Below are 17,564 nucleotides of genomic sequence, written 5' to 3'. Positions count from 1 at the left end.
TCAGAAGCACTTGGCAAGGGACAAGACCATGCATTTCACTATTCAACGCGAAGCCTTGTTGAAACCATTGCAGCTCGTGGCTGGTGTCGTGGAGCGTCGGCAGACATTACCGGTGCTGTCCAACGTGCTGCTGGTGGTCCAGGGCCAGGAACTGTCCTTGACAGGTACTGACCTTGAGGTTGAGCTGATCGGCCGTGTAACGCTCGAAGACAAAGCTGAGTCTGGCGAGATTACCGTACCGGCTCGCAAACTCATGGATATTTGCAAGAGTTTGCCAAGCGATGCCCTGATCGATATTCGGACCGATGAGCAGAAGCTGCTCGTCAAAGCTGGCCGCAGTCGCTTTACATTATCCACATTGCCGGCCAATGACTTCCCTACCGTTGAGGAAGGTCCCGGATCGATGAGCTTCAGCCTGCCGCAAAGCAAGTTGCGCCGTCTTATCGACCGCACTGGATTTGCCATGGCTCAGCAGGATGTCCGTTACTATCTGAACGGTATGCTGCTTGAGGTCAGCGAAGGCCATTTACGTGCAGTTGCGACCGATGGACACCGTCTTGCCATGTGCGTACAGGAAGCGGGAATCCAGTACGAAGGTCGTCATCAGGTAATTGTGCCGCGTAAAGGTATCCTGGAGTTGTCACGGTTGCTGCTCGAGCCTGAGGAGCCGGTCAATGTTACGTTGGGCCAGCACCACATTCGAGCGACGACCGCTGACTTTACCTTTACTTCAAAGCTGGTCGACGGGAAATTCCCTGACTACGAGCGTGTACTGCCACGCAACGGTGACAAGGTTCTGACTGGTGAGCGTCAGCTGTTACGGGAGGCGTTCAGCCGTACGGCTATCCTTTCTAATGAAAAATACCGTGGTATTCGCCTCCAGCTGGTAACCGATCAGCTGAAGATTCAGGCCAACAACCCTGAACAGGAAGAAGCTGAAGAAGAGTTGCAGGTGGATTATGCTGGTGCCGATCTGGAAATCGGATTCAACGTAAGCTATTTGCTCGACGTCCTGGGCGTCATGACGACGGACCAGGTACGCATTACCCTTTCCGATTCCAATAGCAGTGCGTTGGTTCAGGAAGCCGGCAATGACGAGTCCTCTTACGTCATCATGCCGATGCGTCTGTAATCTCGAGGCGCGATGTCCCTTATCCGCCTGACCGTCACCGCTGTGCGTAACCTGCACACGGTGACGCTGACGCCTTCCCCGCGGATCAATATCCTCTACGGCGACAACGGTAGCGGCAAGACCAGTGTATTGGAGAGTATCCATCTGCTAGGACTTGCTCGCTCGTTTCGTAGCACCCGATTGTCACCCGTTATCCAGAACGAGCAAGCCGCCTGTACGGTCTTTGGCCAGGTCAGCTTGCCTAGTGATGGCGTCAGTAGTCTGGGCGTCCAGCGTGAGCGTAATGGTGATTTCACTATTCGTATCGATGGGCAGAATGCTCGAAGTACCGCCCAACTTGCTGAAACTCTGCCGATTCAGCTGATCAATCCTGACAGTTTTCGATTGCTTGAAGGAAGCCCAAAGATCAGGCGGCAGTTTATAGACTGGGGTGTGTTCCACGTGGAACCGCGTTTTCTACAAGTGTGGCAAAGGCTTCAGAAAGCGCTAAGACAGCGGAACTCATGGCTGCGACATGGTAAAATGGATCCTGCCTCGCAACAGGCGTGGGACAGAGAACTGACGCAAGCCAGCAACGAAATCGATGCGTTTCGGCGAGCCTATATTACAGAGCTCAAACCTGAGTTTCAGGCTGCTCTGGAAGAGCTGGTCGATATTGAAAACCTGACGTTCAGTTATTACCGCGGCTGGGACAAAGACCGCGAGCTGCAGGATGTGTTGACGGCGTCCTTGACCCGAGACATGCAGCTTGGACATACGCAGGCCGGTCCGCAGAGAGCCGATCTACGAATTAGGCTAGGTAGCCACAACGCGGCAGATATCCTGTCGCGTGGCCAGCAAAAACTGGTGGTCTGTGCATTGAGAATTGCACAGGGAAGATTAATCAATCGAGTCAAGCGCGGCCAGTGTGTCTATCTGGTAGATGATTTGCCTTCCGAATTGGATGAACAGCACCGCAAGGCATTATGCCGTTTGCTGGAAGGCCTTAACTGCCAGATCTTTATCACGTGTGTCGAGAAAGAATCATTGGAATCCAACTGGCAAGACGACACGCCAGTGGCCTTGTTCCATGTTGAACAGGGATCCATTACGCAGACCCCAAGCGTTGGGAGTAAAGCATGAGCGAGAACCAGACTTACGATTCCTCCAGTATTAAGGTACTGAAGGGACTGGATGCAGTTCGCAAGCGTCCGGGAATGTACATCGGCGATACCGATGACGGTACCGGCTTGCATCACATGGTATTCGAAGTTGTCGATAACTCTATCGACGAGGCCCTAGCGGGGCATTGTGATGAAATTACCATTACTATCCACACGGATGAGTCCATAACCGTCCGCGACAATGGACGTGGAATTCCGGTCGATATCCACAAGGAAGAAGGCGTTTCGGCAGCAGAAGTCATCATGACGGTGCTGCACGCAGGCGGTAAGTTCGACGATAACACTTACAAAGTATCTGGCGGCTTGCACGGTGTAGGTGTGTCCGTTGTAAACGCTTTGTCTGAAGAGCTGCGCCTGACGATCCGTCGACTCGGTCAGGTTTGGGAACAGGTCTATGTCCACGGCGTTCCGCAGGAGCCTCTCAAGGCGATTGGTGAAACGGACGGGACCGGCACTCAAATCCATTTCAAGCCGTCAGCCGAGACCTTCAGTAACATCCATTTCAGCTGGGATATTCTGGCCAAGCGTTTGCGCGAACTGTCCTTTCTGAACTCGGGCGTGGGCATTCTGCTGCGAGACGAGCGCTCGGGAAAGGAGGAGATGTTCAAATACGAAGGCGGACTGCGTGCATTCGTTGATTATCTCAACACTAACAAAACGCCTGTCAATCAGGTGTTCCACTTCAACGTAGGTGACCGCGAAGACGGTATCGGCGTGGAAGTGGCGTTGCAGTGGAATGACAGTTTCAACGAAAACATTCTCTGCTTTACCAACAACATTCCTCAGCGTGATGGCGGTACTCACCTTGCCGGTTTCCGTTCAGCGCTGACCCGTAACCTGAACACCTATATCGAGGCGGAAGGACTGGCCAAGAAGTTCAAGGTTGCGACTACAGGTGACGATGCGCGTGAAGGCTTGACGGCAATTATTTCCGTTAAGGTTCCGGATCCCAAGTTCTCTTCCCAGACGAAGGATAAATTGGTTTCTTCTGAAGTGAAGACTGCAGTAGAACAGGAAATGGGTAAGCAATTCGCTGATTTCCTGCTCGAAAATCCCGGTGAAGCCAAAGCGGTTGTCGGCAAGATGATCGATGCGGCACGCGCTCGTGAAGCGGCGCGCAAGGCACGCGAAATGACCCGCCGTAAGGGCGCTCTGGATATCGCAGGTCTGCCCGGTAAGCTGGCAGACTGTCAGGAAAAGGACCCTGCCCTGTCAGAACTGTACATCGTGGAGGGTGACTCCGCAGGCGGTTCGGCGAAGCAAGGCCGTAACCGCCGTACGCAAGCCATTCTTCCACTAAAGGGCAAGATCCTGAACGTGGAGAAGGCGCGCTTTGACAAGATGCTGTCTTCTGCTGAAGTCGGTACGCTGATTACAGCGCTGGGCTGCGGCATTGGCCGTGAAGAATTCAACATCGATAAGCTGCGTTATCACAATATCATCATCATGACCGATGCTGATGTTGACGGCTCGCACATCCGTACGCTGCTCTTGACGTTCTTCTTCCGTCAGATGCCCCTGTTGATCGAGCGTGGTTATATCTATATCGCTCAGCCTCCGCTGTATAAGGTCAAGCGTGGCAAGCAGGAGCAATACATCAAGGACGACGAGGCGATGGAGGAATACCTCACGCAGACCGCCCTTGAAGATGCCAGCCTGCACGTGAATGAGCATGCTCCAGGACTTTCCGGCGTTGAGCTGGAGAAAATGGTGAACAGCTATCGTACGGTGATGAAGTCACTCAAGCGACTGTCCCGCCTGTATCCGTCGGATATCAGCGAGCACATGCTTTACCTGCCTCGTGTTGAATTGGAGCAACTGGCTGACCAAGCGGCGATGAACGCATGGATCGACATGCTGCGTACGCGTCTGAAGACCAATGAGCGCTCCGGTCTTGCCTACGAAGTCAACTTGCGTGAAGACCGTGAACGTCATCTTTGGCTGCCAGAGGTTGAGACCAAAGCGCACGGGCTCTCAAGTTATGTCACCTTCAACCGGGATTTCTTCGGTAGCAATGACTATCGTCAGATCACGACGCTGGGCGCTCAGATCAACAACCTGCTTGAAGACAGCGCTTATGTGAAGCGTGGCGAGCGCCGCAAGGCAGTCTCTACTTTCCGTGAGGCTCTTGAGTGGCTAATGGGCGAGACAGCGAAACGCTACAGCATCCAGCGCTATAAGGGCTTGGGCGAGATGAATCCGGATCAGTTGTGGGAAACCACAATGGATCCGAATGTACGTCGCATGTTGCGTGTCACGATTGAAGACGCTATTGCTGCTGACCAGATCTTCAATACCCTGATGGGCGATCAGGTAGAGCCGCGTCGCGACTTTATTGAAAGCAATGCTTTGGCAGTATCGAACCTGGACGTCTGACCGCTCGTAGTAGTCAAAAGGCCAACGGAGACGTTGGCCTTTTTTATTGGGCTTAACTTTAACAACACCAATACCATGCGTTGATTTTCCACAGCTGTGTTGGAAATCTGCTGGTAACACAGCTTGTGTATATCTCAAAGTTATACACAGCCGAGTTAACACATGTCTTCTCTTCCCTTGTTGAAAACACATCGTTTGCAGCTAAGGCCGTATGTCCCTGCCGATGCGCCTTTTCATTATCTGCTGGCTGACAATCCCGATATTGCTTCCATGACCGGGACGCTGCCCTCGCCTTATACCCTTGAACTGGCAGAGCACTGGATCTCCAATCATGAACGTTGGTTTATGGAAGGACGAAGCCTTAATCTGGCCGTTGTGCTTCAAGAACATGCTGCGTTGATTGGAACGATAAGCCTGAGCGGTTTCGGCTCTCCTCATCGAAAAGCTGGCTTGGCTTACTGGATAGGCAAAGCCTACTGGAATCAGGGTTACTGTAGCGAGGCAGCAAGGGTGGTAATTGAATATGGTTTTACTACGCTTGGACTCAATCGGATCTTCGGCGAGTGCTTCAAGCGAAACCGCGCATCTATCAGAGTGCTGGAAAAGCTAGGCATGAGCTATGAAGGGTGCCGGCGCGAAGATATGCACAAGGCAGAGCAATTCGAGGATGTGATGATGTATGGCTTGCTTCGAAAGGAATGGAAACAGACCTCTGTATAATTTTCATCTGTGCATAAAAAAACCCGGTTATCCCGGGTTTTGTTTTTTGACCTGATCAACTATTAGTAGCGGGCCTGACTGGAGGGTCAGTCAACGCTGAGTTATGCACAGGGGATATAGAGGCCAGCGCTTGATCGATAAAGGATTGACTACGGGTATTGAGGTCTACAATCGCACGGGGATCAGAGCCATTGGGCGATAGGGCCGGACCAATAATGACTTTGATGGTGCCGGGACGCTTGACCCAGCTCTTGTTTGGCCAGTATTCACCGGCGTTGTGAGCGATAGGAAGTACCGGCACGTTCAACGCACAGGCCAGCGCAGCGCCACCGCGAGAAAACTTGCCAGTTTCACCCGGCGATACACGAGTACCTTGGGGAAAAATCAGTACCCAGCAGCCTTGCTTGATGTAGCGTCCGCCTTGTTCGGTAATCTGCTGAAGGGCAACCTTGCCATTGTTTCTATCGATAGCGATTGGCTTGAGCAAAGCAAAAGCCCAGCCGAAGAACGGTACCTTGAGCAACTCGCGCTTGATCACCTGTGAGGTGGGCTCAAACAGGGCAGACAGGAAAAAGGTTTCCCAGGTGCTCTGGTGGTTGGCAATGATGATGCAGGGTGTCTTGGGAATATTCTCAAGCCCTGAAATCTCATAACGGATACCGCAAACCACCTTGGCCAGCCAAACGGCAAAACCCGTCCAGGCCTTGACGATAAAGCGATAGCGCGCTCGATAGGAAAGCAGCGGAGCGATCAGCAGGGATACACACGACCAGATGATGCCGCTGGTGCCAAGGAGAATATAGAAGATCACAGTACGCAGGACGCGCATGGATTAGTCCTGTAGGAGATGTTGTACAACAGCCGCCAGATCGGGAAAGACCTGTGTTCCTTCCGGGAGCGGCTTCTGCAAGGTTCGCTCACCCTTCCCTGTTTTCACAAGGTAAGGCGTACAGCCCGCGGCAATACCAGCGGTCAGATCACGCAGGCTGTCACCGACCACAGGAACCCCGGTCAGGTCGGTCATGCCGTAATGCTGTGCCACCTGGCGGAACATACCCGGGCTTGGCTTGCGACAGTCACAGCCGTCATCTGGGCCGTGGGCGCAGTGAACGATCAGATCGACATGGCCGCCCTGCCCGCTCACCAGCTGCTTGAGCTTTTCGTGCATGGCCCCCAGTGTCTCGCCATCGAACAGCCCGCGCGCAATACCAGACTGGTTGGTGGCAATCGCCACCTTCCAGCCGGCTTGGCTCAATCGGGCCATGGCTTCGATACTGCCCGGGATCGGAATCCATTCCTCAACCGATTTAACAAACGCGTCGGAATCCTGATTGATGACGCCATCCCGGTCCAGCACGATCAGCTTCATATCAATCAACCCAGCAACGAGATATCAGCAATGCCCAGGAACAGTGCCCGTAGACGTGCCAGGAGCGCGTAGCGGTTTGCGCGGATATGCTCGTCTTCAGCGTTTACCAGTACCTGATCAAAGAAGCTATCGACCGGTTCACGCAGACTTGCCAGGCGGTTGAGTGCTTCGCGGTAGTTACGTGCCAGCGACAGCGGCTCGACGTTCTGCTCGGCATCAGTGATTGCTTCGAGCAATACCCGCTCGGCGTCGTGTTCGAAGAGCTTGGCATCGACCTGGGCCAGTACCATGCCTTCGGCCTTGCCCAGAAGGTTGGATACACGCTTGTTGGCTGCTGCCAGCGAAGCGGCTTCCGGCAAGCCACGGAAAGCCTGAACGGCCTGCACCCGCTGATCAAAGTCCAGTGCTGAGTTGGGTTTCAGGGCGCGTACAGACAGATAGACTTCAGCGGCAACGCCTTCATCCTCATAGCGCGCGCGCAGGCGGTCAAAGATGAAATCCTGTACCTGCTGAGCCAGATCGCCCGCTTTGACCTTATCACCGTACAGTTCGATGGCCTTGTCGATCGCAGCCGGAATACTGAGGTCCAGCTGTTTTTCGATCAGGATGCGCAGCACACCCAGGGCCTGACGGCGCAGTGCGAATGGGTCCTTGCTACCGGTGGGCAGCATGCCGATGCCGAAGATACCAACCAGGGTATCGAACTTGTCTGCCAATGCAACAGCGGCGCCTGTAGCGGTACGAGGCAATTCAGCTCCTGCACCGCGGGGCATGTATTGCTCGTTCAACGCGTGCGCAACGTCTTCGGCTTCACCGCCATGCAGTGCATAGTAATAGCCAGCGACGCCCTGCATTTCAGGGAATTCACCCACCATTTCGGTAGCCAGATCGCACTTGGCCAGGATGCCGGCGCGTGCTGCTTTCTCTACGTCGCTGCCCAGTTGTTCGGCGATGTATGCCGCCAGCTGGGAAACACGCTCGGACTTCTCATAGACAGTGCCAAGTTGAGCCTGGAAGACCACATTCTTCAATCGCTCGTTGAAGTGCTCCAGTGGCTGCTTCTTGTCCTGCTTGAAGAAGAATTCGGCATCGGTCAGACGCGGACGAACGACCTTCTCGTTTCCAGAGACGATCTGGGTCGGGTCTTTGCTTTCGACGTTTGCCACTGTGATGAAACGCGGCAGGAGCTTGCCGTTAGCGTCCAGCAGGCAGAAATACTTCTGGTTGTCCTGCATGGTGGCGATGAGGGCTTCCTGGGGAACCTCGAGGAAACGCTCCTCGAACGAGCACACCAGAGGTACCGGCCATTCGACCAGCGCGGTCACTTCATCCAGCAGCTCCGCCGGCACGACGGCATTGCCCCGCTGTTCAGCGGCCAGTTCATTGACGCGGCGCTCGATCAACTCGCGACGTTCGGCAAAATCGGCCAGCACATAGGCTGCGCGAAGGTCTTCAGCATAGTTGGCGGGAGCCGTGATGTTTACGCTGCCTGGGCTATGGAAGCGGTGACCACGGGATTCGCGGCCGGCTGTCTGGGCCAGGATTTCGCAATCCAGTACGTCATTGCCAAACAGCATGACCAGCCACTGGGTTGGACGAACAAATTCTTCACGACGGGCGGCCCAGCGCATGCGCTTGGGAATAGGCAGTTCACTCAGGGAAGCTTCGACAATCCCGGGCAACAGGGTGCCGGCTGGTTGACCCTGAATTGTCTGGGAGAAACGAAGCTTCGGACCGCTACGGTCGATTTCGCTGATATCCACGCCGCACTTGCGAGCGAAACCCTGCGCCGCCTGTGTAGGGTTGCCGTCGGCATCAAAGGCTGCCTTGACCGGCGGGCCGTCCAGATTGACGCTGCGATCAGGTTGCTGCTCATCTAGCTGGTTGATCAGCACGGCCAAACGGCGCGGTGCAGCGTAATAGCGGGCGCCGGTGTAGTTCAGCCCGGCCGCCTTGAGCCCTTTCTCGATACCGGCCAGGAAGGCTTCGCCCAGGCTCTTCAAGGCCTTGGGTGGCAGCTCTTCGGTGCCAAGTTCGACGAGGAAATCCTGGGCGCTCATTGTTCGGCCTCCTTGAGTTTGGCGAGTACTTCGTCACGCAGTTCGGGCGTGGCCATGGGGAAGCCAAGGCGTGCACGGGCCTTGAGGTAGCTGTGTGCCACGGCGCGGGCCAGAGTACGGACGCGCAGGATATAGCGCTGGCGCTCGGTTACGGAGATAGCGCGACGGGCGTCCAGCAGGTTGAAGGTATGCGAGGCCTTCAGCACCATTTCATAGGTCGGCAATGGCAATTCGAGCTCAAGCAGGCGATTTGCTTCCGACTCATAAAAGTCGAACAGCTCGAACAGCTTGGGCACATTGGCATGTTCGAAGTTGTAGGTAGACTGTTCCACTTCGTTCTGGTGGAACACATCGCCATAGGTCACGGTACCGAATGGACCATCAGTCCAGATCAGGTCATAGACCGAGTCGACGCCCTGCAGGTACATGGCCAGACGTTCCAGGCCATAAGTAATCTCACCGGTCACTGGATAGCACTCGATGCCACCGGCCTGCTGGAAGTACGTGAACTGGGTAACTTCCATGCCGTTCAGCCAGACTTCCCAACCCAGACCCCAGGCACCCAGGGTGGGCGATTCCCAGTTGTCTTCCACGAAGCGGATGTCATGGACGAGCGGGTCAAGGCCGATGGCCTTCAGGGAGCCGAGGTAAAGCTCCTGGAAGTTTTCCGGGTTGGGCTTCAGGACTACCTGGAATTGGTAGTAGTGCTGCAGGCGGTTGGGGTTTTCGCCGTAGCGACCGTCGGTTGGACGGCGGCTGGGTTGTACGTAGGCGGCGTTCCAGGTTTCCGGGCCGATGGCGCGAAGGAACGTGGCGGTATGGAACGTACCGGCGCCGACTTCCATGTCATAGGGCTGCAAAACAACGCAGCCCTGCTCCGCCCAGTAGTTTTGCAGGGCGAGGATCAGATCCTGGAAGGTGCGCACGGCGGGTGGAGTCGAAGTCACGGCGTTCACCTGTGCTGGAGACGGTAAAAGTCAGGCAGTATAACCGATTAGACTCGGATGATATTTAGGTGAACGGCCTGTTCTGACCATTAGGGAGTCCTCATGCCGCGTTGCTACTGGTGTACTGACGATCCGCTGTATATCGCCTACCACGATCAGGAGTGGGGAATACCGCTGAAAGATCCGCAGCGGCTGTTCGAGTTGCTGGTGCTGGAAGGCTTCCAGGCGGGATTATCGTGGATCACGATTCTGAAAAAACGCGCCCGCTATCGCGAGGTGCTGTTCGGTTTCGACCCTGGGCAACTGGCGGCCATGACCGATGAGGAGATTGAGGTACGCATGCAGGATGCAGGCATCATTCGCAACCGGATGAAGCTCAAGGCTGCCCGGCAAAACGCCCAGGCGTGGCTGCGCCTGGAGGATCCGGTGACGTTTCTCTGGTCGTTCGTCGGTGGTGAGCCAAAGATCAACCATTTCCGCGATCGCAGCGAGGTCCCTGCCATCACGCCTGAGGCTGAGGCGATGAGCAAGGCGCTCAGGAAGGCAGGCTTCACGTTTGTCGGCCCGACCATCTGTTATGCCTATATGCAGGCCGCCGGGCTGGTGATGGATCACACGACGGACTGCGACCGTTACGCCGTGTTGTGTGGTGATCAGATGCCGAAAGGCTGATCAGCCCCGGCGTGCGGCAGTACAATAGTGGGTTTTATGCTTGTGGGAGTTGCTCTTGGAAAAGCTCAAAGGCGCGCTGATTGTCGGCTTCTTGCGTCTGTTGGCCCTATTGCCTTGGTCTATGGTGCAGCGGCTGGGTTCCTTCATTGGCTGGTGCATGTGGAAACTGCCGACACGTGCCGGCAAGGTGACCCGGATCAATCTGGCCCATTGTTATCCAGAGCTTGAGGGCGAAGCGCTGGAGCACTTCTCCAAGGAGTGCCTGGCTGGTATCGGCAAGACCCTGACCGAAAGCGCCTGTGCCTGGATCTGGCCAGCAGAGCGCTCGCTCAAGCTGATTCGTGAAGTGGAAGGCATGGACGTGCTGCAGGAGGCATTGGCTTCAGGCGATGGCCTTGTGGGCATTACCAGCCATCTGGGTAACTGGGAGTTGCTCAACCACTTTTATTGCTCCCATGCCAAGCCGATCATTTTCTACCGTCCGCCCAAGCTGAAAGCAGTGGATGAGCTCCTGAAGAAACAGCGGGTTCAACTGGGCAACCGTGTGGCACCTTCTACCCCGGAAGGCATCATCAGTGTGATCAAGGAGGTGCGTCGGGGCGGCGCCGTGGGTATTCCGGCCGATCCCGAGCCTAGCCGAAGTGCGGGGCTGTTCGTGCCCTTCCTCGGCACTACGGCGCTGACCAGCAAATTTGTGCCGTCGCTGTTGGCCAAGGGTAAGGCGCGGGGGGTGTTCTTCCATGCGGTGCGCCTGCCGGATGGCAGTGGCTACAAGGTGATTCTCGAGGCTGCTCCACCGGAAATGTATGACAAGGATCCGGAAGTGTCCGTGGCCGCCATGAGCAAGGCGCTGGAGCGTTACGTCAGTACCTATCCTACGCAATACATGTGGAGCATGAAGCGCTTCAAAAACCGCCCGGATGGCGAGCCTCGCTGGTACTGAGTGTATTCCATGCACTTGTGTGGTCAATCATTGATATCCAGCCAAGTGTGATGCCTGGTCCGTTCGGGTCCAGACCAGGCCTTGATACAGGCAAACCGTCTTACTGATCGAGAGCAACAGGTGAAATTCTCAATTCCCAAAATTGCTACAGCACCCTTCTGTCCCTCCGAGGTCAGTGGGTCGGTGCCTGTCACGCCCGGTGCGCCCTTCTGGCGCAAGGCTTTCCAGTTTGCAGGTCCGGGCCTTCTGGTCTCGATCGGTTACATGGATCCTGGCAACTGGGCGACCGCCATCGAGGCAGGCTCCCGCTTTGGCTACAGCCTCTTGTTTGTGGTGTTGCTGGCCAGCCTGGCCGGCATGGTGGTTCAGTGCCTATGCGCGCGTCTGGGGCTTGCCACTGGCCGCGATCTGGCGCAGCTCTCTCGCGAGCGATACAGCCCGCGGACAGCCAAGACGCACTGGGCATTGGCACAGATATCCATCATCGCCACCGATCTGGCGGAGGTGCTGGGATGCGCGTTGGCATTTCATCTGCTGCTTGGGTGCTCGCTAACCACAGGGATCATCCTGACGGCCTTCGATACTTTGTTGATCCTGAGCTTGCAGCGTCGAGGGTTCCGTCAGTTGGAAGCCATCATGCTGGGGCTGGCCGCCACGATCGGTATCTGCTTCTTTATCGAGCTGATGCTGGTCAATCCATTCTGGCCCGACGTGGCGAAAGGCTTCGTACCGTCCTGGGAGGCGATCGCTCATCAGGAGCCCTTGTATCTGGCGATCGGCATCCTGGGCGCGACCGTCATGCCGCACAACCTCTATTTGCACTCTTCGGTGGTGCAGACACGTCTGGTGGCGAAGGATCAGGCCAGCCGGCTGGAGGCCATTCGGCTTGCGCGTTTCGATACCATCGGCTCGCTGGCGCTGGCCCTGCTGATCAATGCGGCGATCCTGATTCTGGCCGCTTCGGCATTCCATCGTACCGGCCATACGGATGTGGTCGAGATTCAGGATGCGTACCACCTGCTCGATCCGCTGGTTGGCGGTGCGCTCGCCAGCATTTTGTTTGGTGTGGCGCTGCTGGCTTCGGGACAAAGCTCGACCTTTACCGGGACGGTAGCCGGACAGGTCATCCTCGAAGGGTATCTGCAACTCAAGATTCCCTGCTGGCAGCAGCGATTGGCCACACGCGCCATGGCCCTGGTCCCGGCGCTGATTGGCGTGTGGTGGTTGGGCGAGGGTTCCGTGGGCAAGCTATTGGTGCTGAGTCAGGTTGTCCTGAGTCTGCAGCTTCCCTTTGCGCTCTACCCGCTCATTCGCATGACGAGCGATACGAAACTCATGGGCCCTTTTGCTAATCGCACCTATACCAAGCTGCTGGCCTGGTTTCTGTTCGGTATCATCAGTCTCGCCAACCTGTGGCTTCTGGTGCAGTGGTTATTCTGATGACAGACGGAAAAGCAGTAAGTAGGAGAGCCTGATGGGTATCAATCAGAGACGCCACCCCCGTGTAGCCATGAAGTGCCGGTTGCGCATTACGCACCCGGACTTTGGCGAGCTGATCTGCCAGACGCGTGACCTTTCCGACGGTGGCGTCTATGTGCAGCACGAGACGCTGACGGAGTGGCCTGTGGGAACGCGGGTACAGGGACAGGTGCTGGACCTGCCCATCGAGGCGCCTGTTGTCGACATGGAGTTGATGCGTGTGGATGCGCTCGGTGCAGGCTTTCGCTTTCTACGTGGGTAAACCCTGCGTTGGCTTAGCCCTTCTTCTTGTCCAAGCGTTTCAGGAAAACAGTCATTTCCTTTTCCGACTGCTTATCGCCTTTGGTCTGCGCAGCAGTCAGGCCTGACTGCCAAGCCGCGCGGGCACCTTCACTGTCTCCCTGTTGTTCCAGTGCCTTGCCGAGCAGCTTCCAGGCGGCCGAATAGTGGGCATCCTGCTCTACGCAGCGTTGAAGGTGTATAGCGGCCTGCACGGCATTTCCGGCATCCAGATAGCCCTTGCCCAGCCCGAAACGCAACATGGGGTTATCCATGCCTTTGGCCAACATCTTTTCCAATGATTCGAGCATGGGCATTTCCCTCTTATTTAGCGATCTTGATCAGCTTGGCGTAGTAGAACCCGTCGTGGCCATTTTCCTGAGGAAGTAGCTGCCGCCCGTGGGGCTGTTTGATTCCCCAGGGGGCTGGAATATCCAGCTCTCGAGCACCCGGTGTTCGGGCTAGAAACGCGCCGATGTTGTCGGTATTTTCGACCGGCATTACCGAGCACGTGGCGTACAGCAGAATGCCTCCCACCTCCAGCGTGGGCCAGAGTGCATCCAGGAGTTCGGCCTGCAGTTGGGCTAGGGCTGGGATGTCTTCGGGCTTGCGGGTGAGCTTGATGTCGGGATGACGACGGATAACTCCGGTGGCTGAACAGGGTGCATCCAGCAGGATGCGCTGAAACGGTTTGCCGTCCCACCAGCTGTCCACCGCACGGCCATCGGCAGCGATCAGGTTGGCAGAGAGATTGAGGCGGCTGAGGTTTTCACGCACACGCACCAGACGCGACGCTTCCGCGTCGATCGCCACAACCTCTGCCAGCCGCTCTTCCCGCTCAAGGATATGGCACGTCTTGCCGCCCGGTGCGCAGCAGGCATCCAGGACACGTTGATCTGGGGCCAATTCCAGCAGCAAGGCTGATAGTTGCGCGGCTTCGTCCTGAACGCTGACGCGTCCCTCGGCAAAGCCCGGCAGGATTTTAACGTCCTGAGCGACCACCAGGCGAATACCGTCCTCGCTGTAGGCGCAGGCTTCGGCCTCGATACCGGCGGCGACCAGTTCAGCCAGGTAGGCATCGCGCGTTCCCAGGCGATGGTTTACCCGCAGCATAAGCGGCGGATGCAAATTGTTGGCGTGGCAGATCGCTTCCCACTGCTCCGGCCAGCGGGCCTTGAGTTCTTTCTGCAGCCAGCGTGGATGCGACAGCCGGGCGGCCGGGTCACGCTCAAGACCTGCCAGCAGATCTTCGCCTTCGCGCTGGGCACGGCGCAGCACTGCATTAAGCAGGCTTTTTGCCCAAGGCTTTTTAAGCTTGTCCGCGCAGCCTACTGTTTCACCTAAAGCTGCATGGGCAGGCACGCGGGTGTAAAAAAGCTGATACAGACCAACCAGCAGCAGCGCCTCGACATCGCGGTCCGCTGCCTTGAACGGTTTTTGTAACAGCTTCTCGGCCAACAGAGCCAACCGGGGTTGCCAGCGAGCGGTACCAAAAGCCAGCTCCTGAACCAGCGCACGATCTCGTGGATCAACCTTGTCCTGTTGGGCTGGCAGGCTGCTACCCAGCGAGGCGCGGCCTGCCAGTACGGCAGCCAGTGCCCGAGCCGCAGCAAGACGGGGATTAAGACTCATAAGCCAAGTACCTGACCTGCGGCAAAGCGCTCACGGCGGGCATTGAACAAGTCAGCAAACGCGAGCGGTTTACCGCCAGGAAACTGTATACGCGTTAACAGCAACGCGCCTTCACCACAGGCAACCCGTAAGCCTTCACGGCTGGCCTCCAGAATCTCACCTGGCTGTCCGTTACCGTCTACTACTGTTGCTGCGTAGATTTTTACGCCCTCTCCCGCCAGTGTGCTGTGGCATAACGGCCATGGGTTGAAGGCACGAATCAGCCGTTCCAGATCGACAGCAGGACGACTCCAGTCCAGCTTGGCTTCTTCCTTATTAAGCTTATGAGCGTAGGTTGCCAAGGCATCGTCTTGCAGCTTGTCTGGCAACGTACCGGCCGCCAGCGCAGGAATGGCTTCGACAACCGCTTCTGCGCCGAGTAAGGCGAGACGATCATGTAAGCTGCCACCGGTGTCCTCGGCGGTAATCGGTGTGCTTACCTTGCTCAGCATGGGACCGGTATCCAGGCCCGCTTCCATCCGCATGATCGTGACGCCCGTTTCGGCATCGCCCGCTTCGATGGCACGTTGAATTGGCGCAGCCCCTCGCCAGCGAGGCAATAGCGAGGCATGGCTGTTAATGCAGCCCAGGCGCGGAATATCCAGGACAGCTTGAGGCAGAATCAACCCGTAGGCTACGACGATCAGAAGATCAGGCTTAAGGGCTGCAAGCTCTGCCTGTGCATCAGCGTTGCGTAGCGTCTGAGGTTGATACACCGGAATATTGTGAGATTCCGCCAGCTGCTTGACGGGGCTCATCGCCAGTTTCTGCCCTCGTCCGGCCGGACGGTCAGGTTGTGTATACACGGCGGCTATCGAGTAGCCTACCCTTAACAAGGCATGCAGATGGCGGGCGGCAAATTCTGGTGTACCAGCAAAGACAATACGCAACGGTTGAGTCATGGGGCTCTCATGGATCAGTACAAGGCAGCAACTGCTCGCTACTATAAAGACGAGTCTTGCATAGGATAGAGGTCTTGGCACCAGAATGAAAAAGGCCTGCTGCTGCAGGCCTTTTCAGAGCAATCAGGCGTTCTGCTGGATACGGTGCTGCTTTTCCAGCTTTTTCTTGATGCGGTCACGCTTGAGCGAGGACAGATAGTCCACAAACAGCTTACCGTTGAGGTGGTCGACCTCATGCTGGATGCACACAGCCAGCAGACCTTCACAGATCATCTCGAACGGCTCGCCGTTACGATCAAGGGCATTCACCTTGACGCGCTCGGGCCGCTCTACTTTCTCGTAGAAGCCCGGCACGGACAGGCAGCCTTCCTGGTACTCGCCCAGATCCTGGGTCAGGGGTTCTAGTTTGGGGTTGATGAACACGAGCGGCTGACTCTTGTCTTCACTGATATCGATGACGATCAGCTGCTTGTGAACATTGACTTGGGTAGCGGCCAATCCTATGCCAGGTGCTTCGTACATGGTTTCGAACATGTCATCGATCACCTGACGAAGGGCATCGTCCACCTTCGCAACCGGCTTGGCGATAGTACGCAAGCGGGGATCAGGGAATTCTAGGATATTTAAAAGGGCCATGATGTGTGTGAAGCACGTGTGGAATAAATTCGAAAGGCACTGCTAAGATGCAGCAGCGTTGATTTAACAGCCCCGCCAGGGAGTGATTGGGGCATTCCCTCAGGGTTTTTTTGCATATTGCACATAGTAAAGGGATTCACCGGATGAGGAAATCGTTGTTCGCCCTGTTGCTGGTGGCGGCTAGCAGTTGGGTGCAGGCCGACGTACAGTTGCGCCAGGGGCATCCAGACAGTTACATGGTGGTGCGCGGCGATACCCTTTGGGATATTTCCGGCAAGTTTTTGAGCAAGCCCTGGCAGTGGCCAGAAATATGGCATGCCAACCCACAGGTCGAAAACCCGCATTTGATCTATCCCGGCGATAGACTGAGTCTTGTCTACGTGGACGGGCAGCCTCGGCTGATGCTCAACCGTGGCGAGCCCCGCGGCACGATCAAACTGTCGCCTACCATCCGGTCGACACCGATTGCCGAAGCGATACCGACGATTCCGCTGGAGGCCATCAACAGCTTCCTGCTGTCGAACCGTGTGATCGATGATGCCAATCAATTCAGGAACGCCCCCTATATCGTGGCCGGCAATGCCGAGCGTGTTGTCAGTGGCGCCGGTGATCGAGTCTACGCACGTGGCCACTTCACCGAGGACCAGCCTGCCTACAGTATTTATCGGCAGGGAAAAGCGTATAAAGATCCCCAGACTGAAGAATTTCTGGGCATTAACGCCGATTATATCGGTAGCGGCGACAAGGTGACCTCTGAAGGCGACATGACCACGCTGGTGCTCAGCCGCACCAATGAAGAGGTTCGCCTGGGCGATCGCCTGTTCCCCACCGAGCAGCGTGTCGTCAACTCTACCTTTATGCCCAGTGCACCCGACAGGGACATCAACGGAATCATTCTTGATGTTCCGCGTGGTGTTACCCAGATCGGCCAGTTCGATGTGGTTATCATCAACAAGGGTATGCGTGACGGGCTGGTCGAAGGCAACGTACTGGCTGTCTACAAGACCGGCGAAACCGTACGCGACCGGGTAACGGGTGATAACGTCAAGGTGCCCGACGAGCGCTCTGGTCTGCTAATGATCTTTCGCACCTATGACAAGCTCAGCTATGGCCTGGTCCTGAATGCGACTCGTCAGCTCTCGGTTCTGGACAAGGTCCGTAACCCCTAAATAGTCACACTGGCGCAGCCTTTCAAGGGGTGCGCCACGATCAAGG

General features: G+C 56.4%; 17 protein-coding genes. 9 read left to right on the top strand and 8 right to left on the bottom strand.

The features are described from left to right. Nucleotides 1–28 precede the first annotated feature (28 nt). The 4 genes from dnaN (at nucleotide 29) to QWJ10_RS08930 (ending at nucleotide 5,391) form a co-directional block, all read left to right on the top strand. Nucleotides 29–1,132, top strand: coding sequence for a DNA polymerase III subunit beta (gene dnaN / locus QWJ10_RS08945; protein WP_019366477.1), 1,104 nt, complete (start codon nucleotides 29–31; stop codon nucleotides 1,130–1,132). A 12-nt stretch (nucleotides 1,133–1,144) separates the two neighbouring features. Beyond that, nucleotides 1,145–2,254, top strand: coding sequence for a DNA replication/repair protein RecF (gene recF / locus QWJ10_RS08940; RefSeq protein WP_019366478.1), 1,110 nt, complete (start codon nucleotides 1,145–1,147; stop codon nucleotides 2,252–2,254). After that, on the top strand, nucleotides 2,251–4,671 hold the full coding sequence (gene gyrB, locus QWJ10_RS08935) for a DNA topoisomerase (ATP-hydrolyzing) subunit B (protein ID WP_019366479.1): 2,421 nt from the start codon (nucleotides 2,251–2,253) through the stop codon (nucleotides 4,669–4,671). Before recF ends, gyrB begins: the two co-directional genes overlap by 4 nt. A gap of 162 nt (nucleotides 4,672–4,833) precedes the next feature. Beyond that, the gene (locus tag QWJ10_RS08930; RefSeq protein WP_125888033.1) at nucleotides 4,834–5,391 is read left to right on the top strand and encodes a GNAT family N-acetyltransferase; all 558 of its coding nucleotides are present in this window, start codon (nucleotides 4,834–4,836) and stop codon (nucleotides 5,389–5,391) included. Nucleotides 5,392–5,446: 55 nt separating this feature from the next. On the opposite strand, the gene QWJ10_RS08925 is transcribed toward QWJ10_RS08930, so the two are convergent. From QWJ10_RS08925 to glyQ, 4 genes are read right to left on the bottom strand one after another with little or no spacing between them, the layout of a single operon-like run. Continuing rightward, on the bottom strand, nucleotides 5,447–6,220 hold the full coding sequence (locus QWJ10_RS08925; RefSeq protein ID WP_289925627.1) for a lysophospholipid acyltransferase family protein: 774 nt from the start codon (nucleotides 6,218–6,220) through the stop codon (nucleotides 5,447–5,449). A gap of 3 nt (nucleotides 6,221–6,223) precedes the next feature. Next, nucleotides 6,224–6,760 (bottom strand): D-glycero-beta-D-manno-heptose 1,7-bisphosphate 7-phosphatase, encoded by a 537-nt coding sequence (gmhB, locus tag QWJ10_RS08920; protein WP_219651306.1) that lies wholly within the window; start codon nucleotides 6,758–6,760, stop codon nucleotides 6,224–6,226. Between the two features lie 5 nt (nucleotides 6,761–6,765). Continuing rightward, nucleotides 6,766–8,820 carry a glycine--tRNA ligase subunit beta gene (glyS, locus tag QWJ10_RS08915; protein ID WP_289925626.1) on the bottom strand — a complete coding sequence of 685 codons (2,055 nt, stop codon included), beginning with the start codon at nucleotides 8,818–8,820 and terminating at the stop codon, nucleotides 6,766–6,768. Continuing rightward, nucleotides 8,817–9,767 (bottom strand): glycine--tRNA ligase subunit alpha, encoded by a 951-nt coding sequence (gene glyQ / locus QWJ10_RS08910; protein ID WP_026004032.1) that lies wholly within the window; start codon nucleotides 9,765–9,767, stop codon nucleotides 8,817–8,819. The genes glyS and glyQ overlap by 4 nt, the downstream gene beginning before the upstream one ends. Before the next feature lie 102 nt (nucleotides 9,768–9,869). On the opposite strand from glyQ, the gene QWJ10_RS08905 reads away from it, so the two are divergent. From QWJ10_RS08905 to QWJ10_RS08890, 4 genes are all read left to right on the top strand, one after another. Continuing rightward, on the top strand, nucleotides 9,870–10,439 hold the full coding sequence (locus QWJ10_RS08905; RefSeq protein WP_289925625.1) for a DNA-3-methyladenine glycosylase I: 570 nt from the start codon (nucleotides 9,870–9,872) through the stop codon (nucleotides 10,437–10,439). Between the two features lie 55 nt (nucleotides 10,440–10,494). Continuing rightward, nucleotides 10,495–11,382, top strand: a complete 888-nt coding sequence (locus QWJ10_RS08900; RefSeq protein WP_122044697.1) for a lysophospholipid acyltransferase — start codon at nucleotides 10,495–10,497, stop codon at nucleotides 11,380–11,382. A gap of 120 nt (nucleotides 11,383–11,502) precedes the next feature. After that, nucleotides 11,503–12,822, top strand: coding sequence for an Nramp family divalent metal transporter (locus QWJ10_RS08895; RefSeq protein ID WP_010796355.1), 1,320 nt, complete (start codon nucleotides 11,503–11,505; stop codon nucleotides 12,820–12,822). 34 nt (nucleotides 12,823–12,856) lie between these two features. Then, nucleotides 12,857–13,123, top strand: coding sequence for a PilZ domain-containing protein (locus QWJ10_RS08890; RefSeq protein WP_010796356.1), 267 nt, complete (start codon nucleotides 12,857–12,859; stop codon nucleotides 13,121–13,123). A 13-nt stretch (nucleotides 13,124–13,136) separates the two neighbouring features. On the opposite strand, the gene QWJ10_RS08885 is transcribed toward QWJ10_RS08890, so the two are convergent. The 4 genes from QWJ10_RS08885 to def all read right to left on the bottom strand — a co-directional run bounded on the left by QWJ10_RS08885 (nucleotide 13,137) and on the right by def (nucleotide 16,349). Beyond that, on the bottom strand, nucleotides 13,137–13,451 hold the full coding sequence (locus tag QWJ10_RS08885) for a hypothetical protein (protein ID WP_125888038.1): 315 nt from the start codon (nucleotides 13,449–13,451) through the stop codon (nucleotides 13,137–13,139). Between the two features lie 13 nt (nucleotides 13,452–13,464). Continuing rightward, nucleotides 13,465–14,772 carry a 16S rRNA (cytosine(967)-C(5))-methyltransferase RsmB gene (gene rsmB / locus QWJ10_RS08880; RefSeq protein ID WP_019366490.1) on the bottom strand — a complete coding sequence of 436 codons (1,308 nt, stop codon included), beginning with the start codon at nucleotides 14,770–14,772 and terminating at the stop codon, nucleotides 13,465–13,467. After that, entirely contained in the window at nucleotides 14,769–15,713 is a 945-nt protein-coding gene (fmt, locus tag QWJ10_RS08875) for a methionyl-tRNA formyltransferase (RefSeq protein ID WP_289925624.1), read from the bottom strand. Before fmt ends, rsmB begins: the two co-directional genes overlap by 4 nt. Nucleotides 15,714–15,836: 123 nt before the next feature. Then, complete coding sequence (gene def, locus QWJ10_RS08870; RefSeq protein ID WP_289925623.1) at nucleotides 15,837–16,349, bottom strand: peptide deformylase; 513 nt, start codon at nucleotides 16,347–16,349, stop codon at nucleotides 15,837–15,839. Nucleotides 16,350–16,492: 143 nt separating this feature from the next. Here def and QWJ10_RS08865 point away from each other — a divergent pair, with 143 nt between their 5' ends. Further along, the gene (locus QWJ10_RS08865) at nucleotides 16,493–17,518 is read left to right on the top strand and encodes a LysM peptidoglycan-binding domain-containing protein (protein WP_289925622.1); all 1,026 of its coding nucleotides are present in this window, start codon (nucleotides 16,493–16,495) and stop codon (nucleotides 17,516–17,518) included. Nucleotides 17,519–17,564: the final 46 nt, after the last annotated feature.

Source organism: Pseudomonas sp. WAC2 (assembly GCF_030403525.1).
Lineage (GTDB): Bacteria > Pseudomonadota > Gammaproteobacteria > Pseudomonadales > Pseudomonadaceae > Chryseomonas > Chryseomonas luteola.
Note: the sequence above shows the minus strand (reverse complement) of the source record. Positions and strands in the feature narration are given on the sequence as shown.

Bases quoted from the DNA above. Each gene is read 5' to 3' on its own strand.
- dnaN (WP_019366477.1), top strand. From the start codon at position 29: ATGCATTTCACTATTCAACGCGAAGCCTTGTTGAAACCATTGCAGCTC.
- recF (WP_019366478.1), top strand. From the start codon at position 1,145: ATGTCCCTTATCCGCCTGACCGTCACCGCTGTGCGTAACCTGCACACG.
- gyrB (WP_019366479.1), top strand. From the start codon at position 2,251: ATGAGCGAGAACCAGACTTACGATTCCTCCAGTATTAAGGTACTGAAG.
- QWJ10_RS08930 (WP_125888033.1), top strand. From the start codon at position 4,834: ATGTCTTCTCTTCCCTTGTTGAAAACACATCGTTTGCAGCTAAGGCCG.
- QWJ10_RS08925 (WP_289925627.1), bottom strand. From the start codon at position 6,220: ATGCGCGTCCTGCGTACTGTGATCTTCTATATTCTCCTTGGCACCAGC.
- gmhB (WP_219651306.1), bottom strand. From the start codon at position 6,760: ATGAAGCTGATCGTGCTGGACCGGGATGGCGTCATCAATCAGGATTCC.
- glyS (WP_289925626.1), bottom strand. From the start codon at position 8,820: ATGAGCGCCCAGGATTTCCTCGTCGAACTTGGCACCGAAGAGCTGCCA.
- QWJ10_RS08905 (WP_289925625.1), top strand. From the start codon at position 9,870: ATGCCGCGTTGCTACTGGTGTACTGACGATCCGCTGTATATCGCCTAC.
- QWJ10_RS08890 (WP_010796356.1), top strand. From the start codon at position 12,857: ATGGGTATCAATCAGAGACGCCACCCCCGTGTAGCCATGAAGTGCCGG.
- QWJ10_RS08885 (WP_125888038.1), bottom strand. From the start codon at position 13,451: ATGCTCGAATCATTGGAAAAGATGTTGGCCAAAGGCATGGATAACCCC.
- rsmB (WP_019366490.1), bottom strand. From the start codon at position 14,772: ATGAGTCTTAATCCCCGTCTTGCTGCGGCTCGGGCACTGGCTGCCGTA.
- fmt (WP_289925624.1), bottom strand. From the start codon at position 15,713: ATGACTCAACCGTTGCGTATTGTCTTTGCTGGTACACCAGAATTTGCC.
- def (WP_289925623.1), bottom strand. From the start codon at position 16,349: ATGGCCCTTTTAAATATCCTAGAATTCCCTGATCCCCGCTTGCGTACT.
- QWJ10_RS08865 (WP_289925622.1), top strand. From the start codon at position 16,493: ATGAGGAAATCGTTGTTCGCCCTGTTGCTGGTGGCGGCTAGCAGTTGG.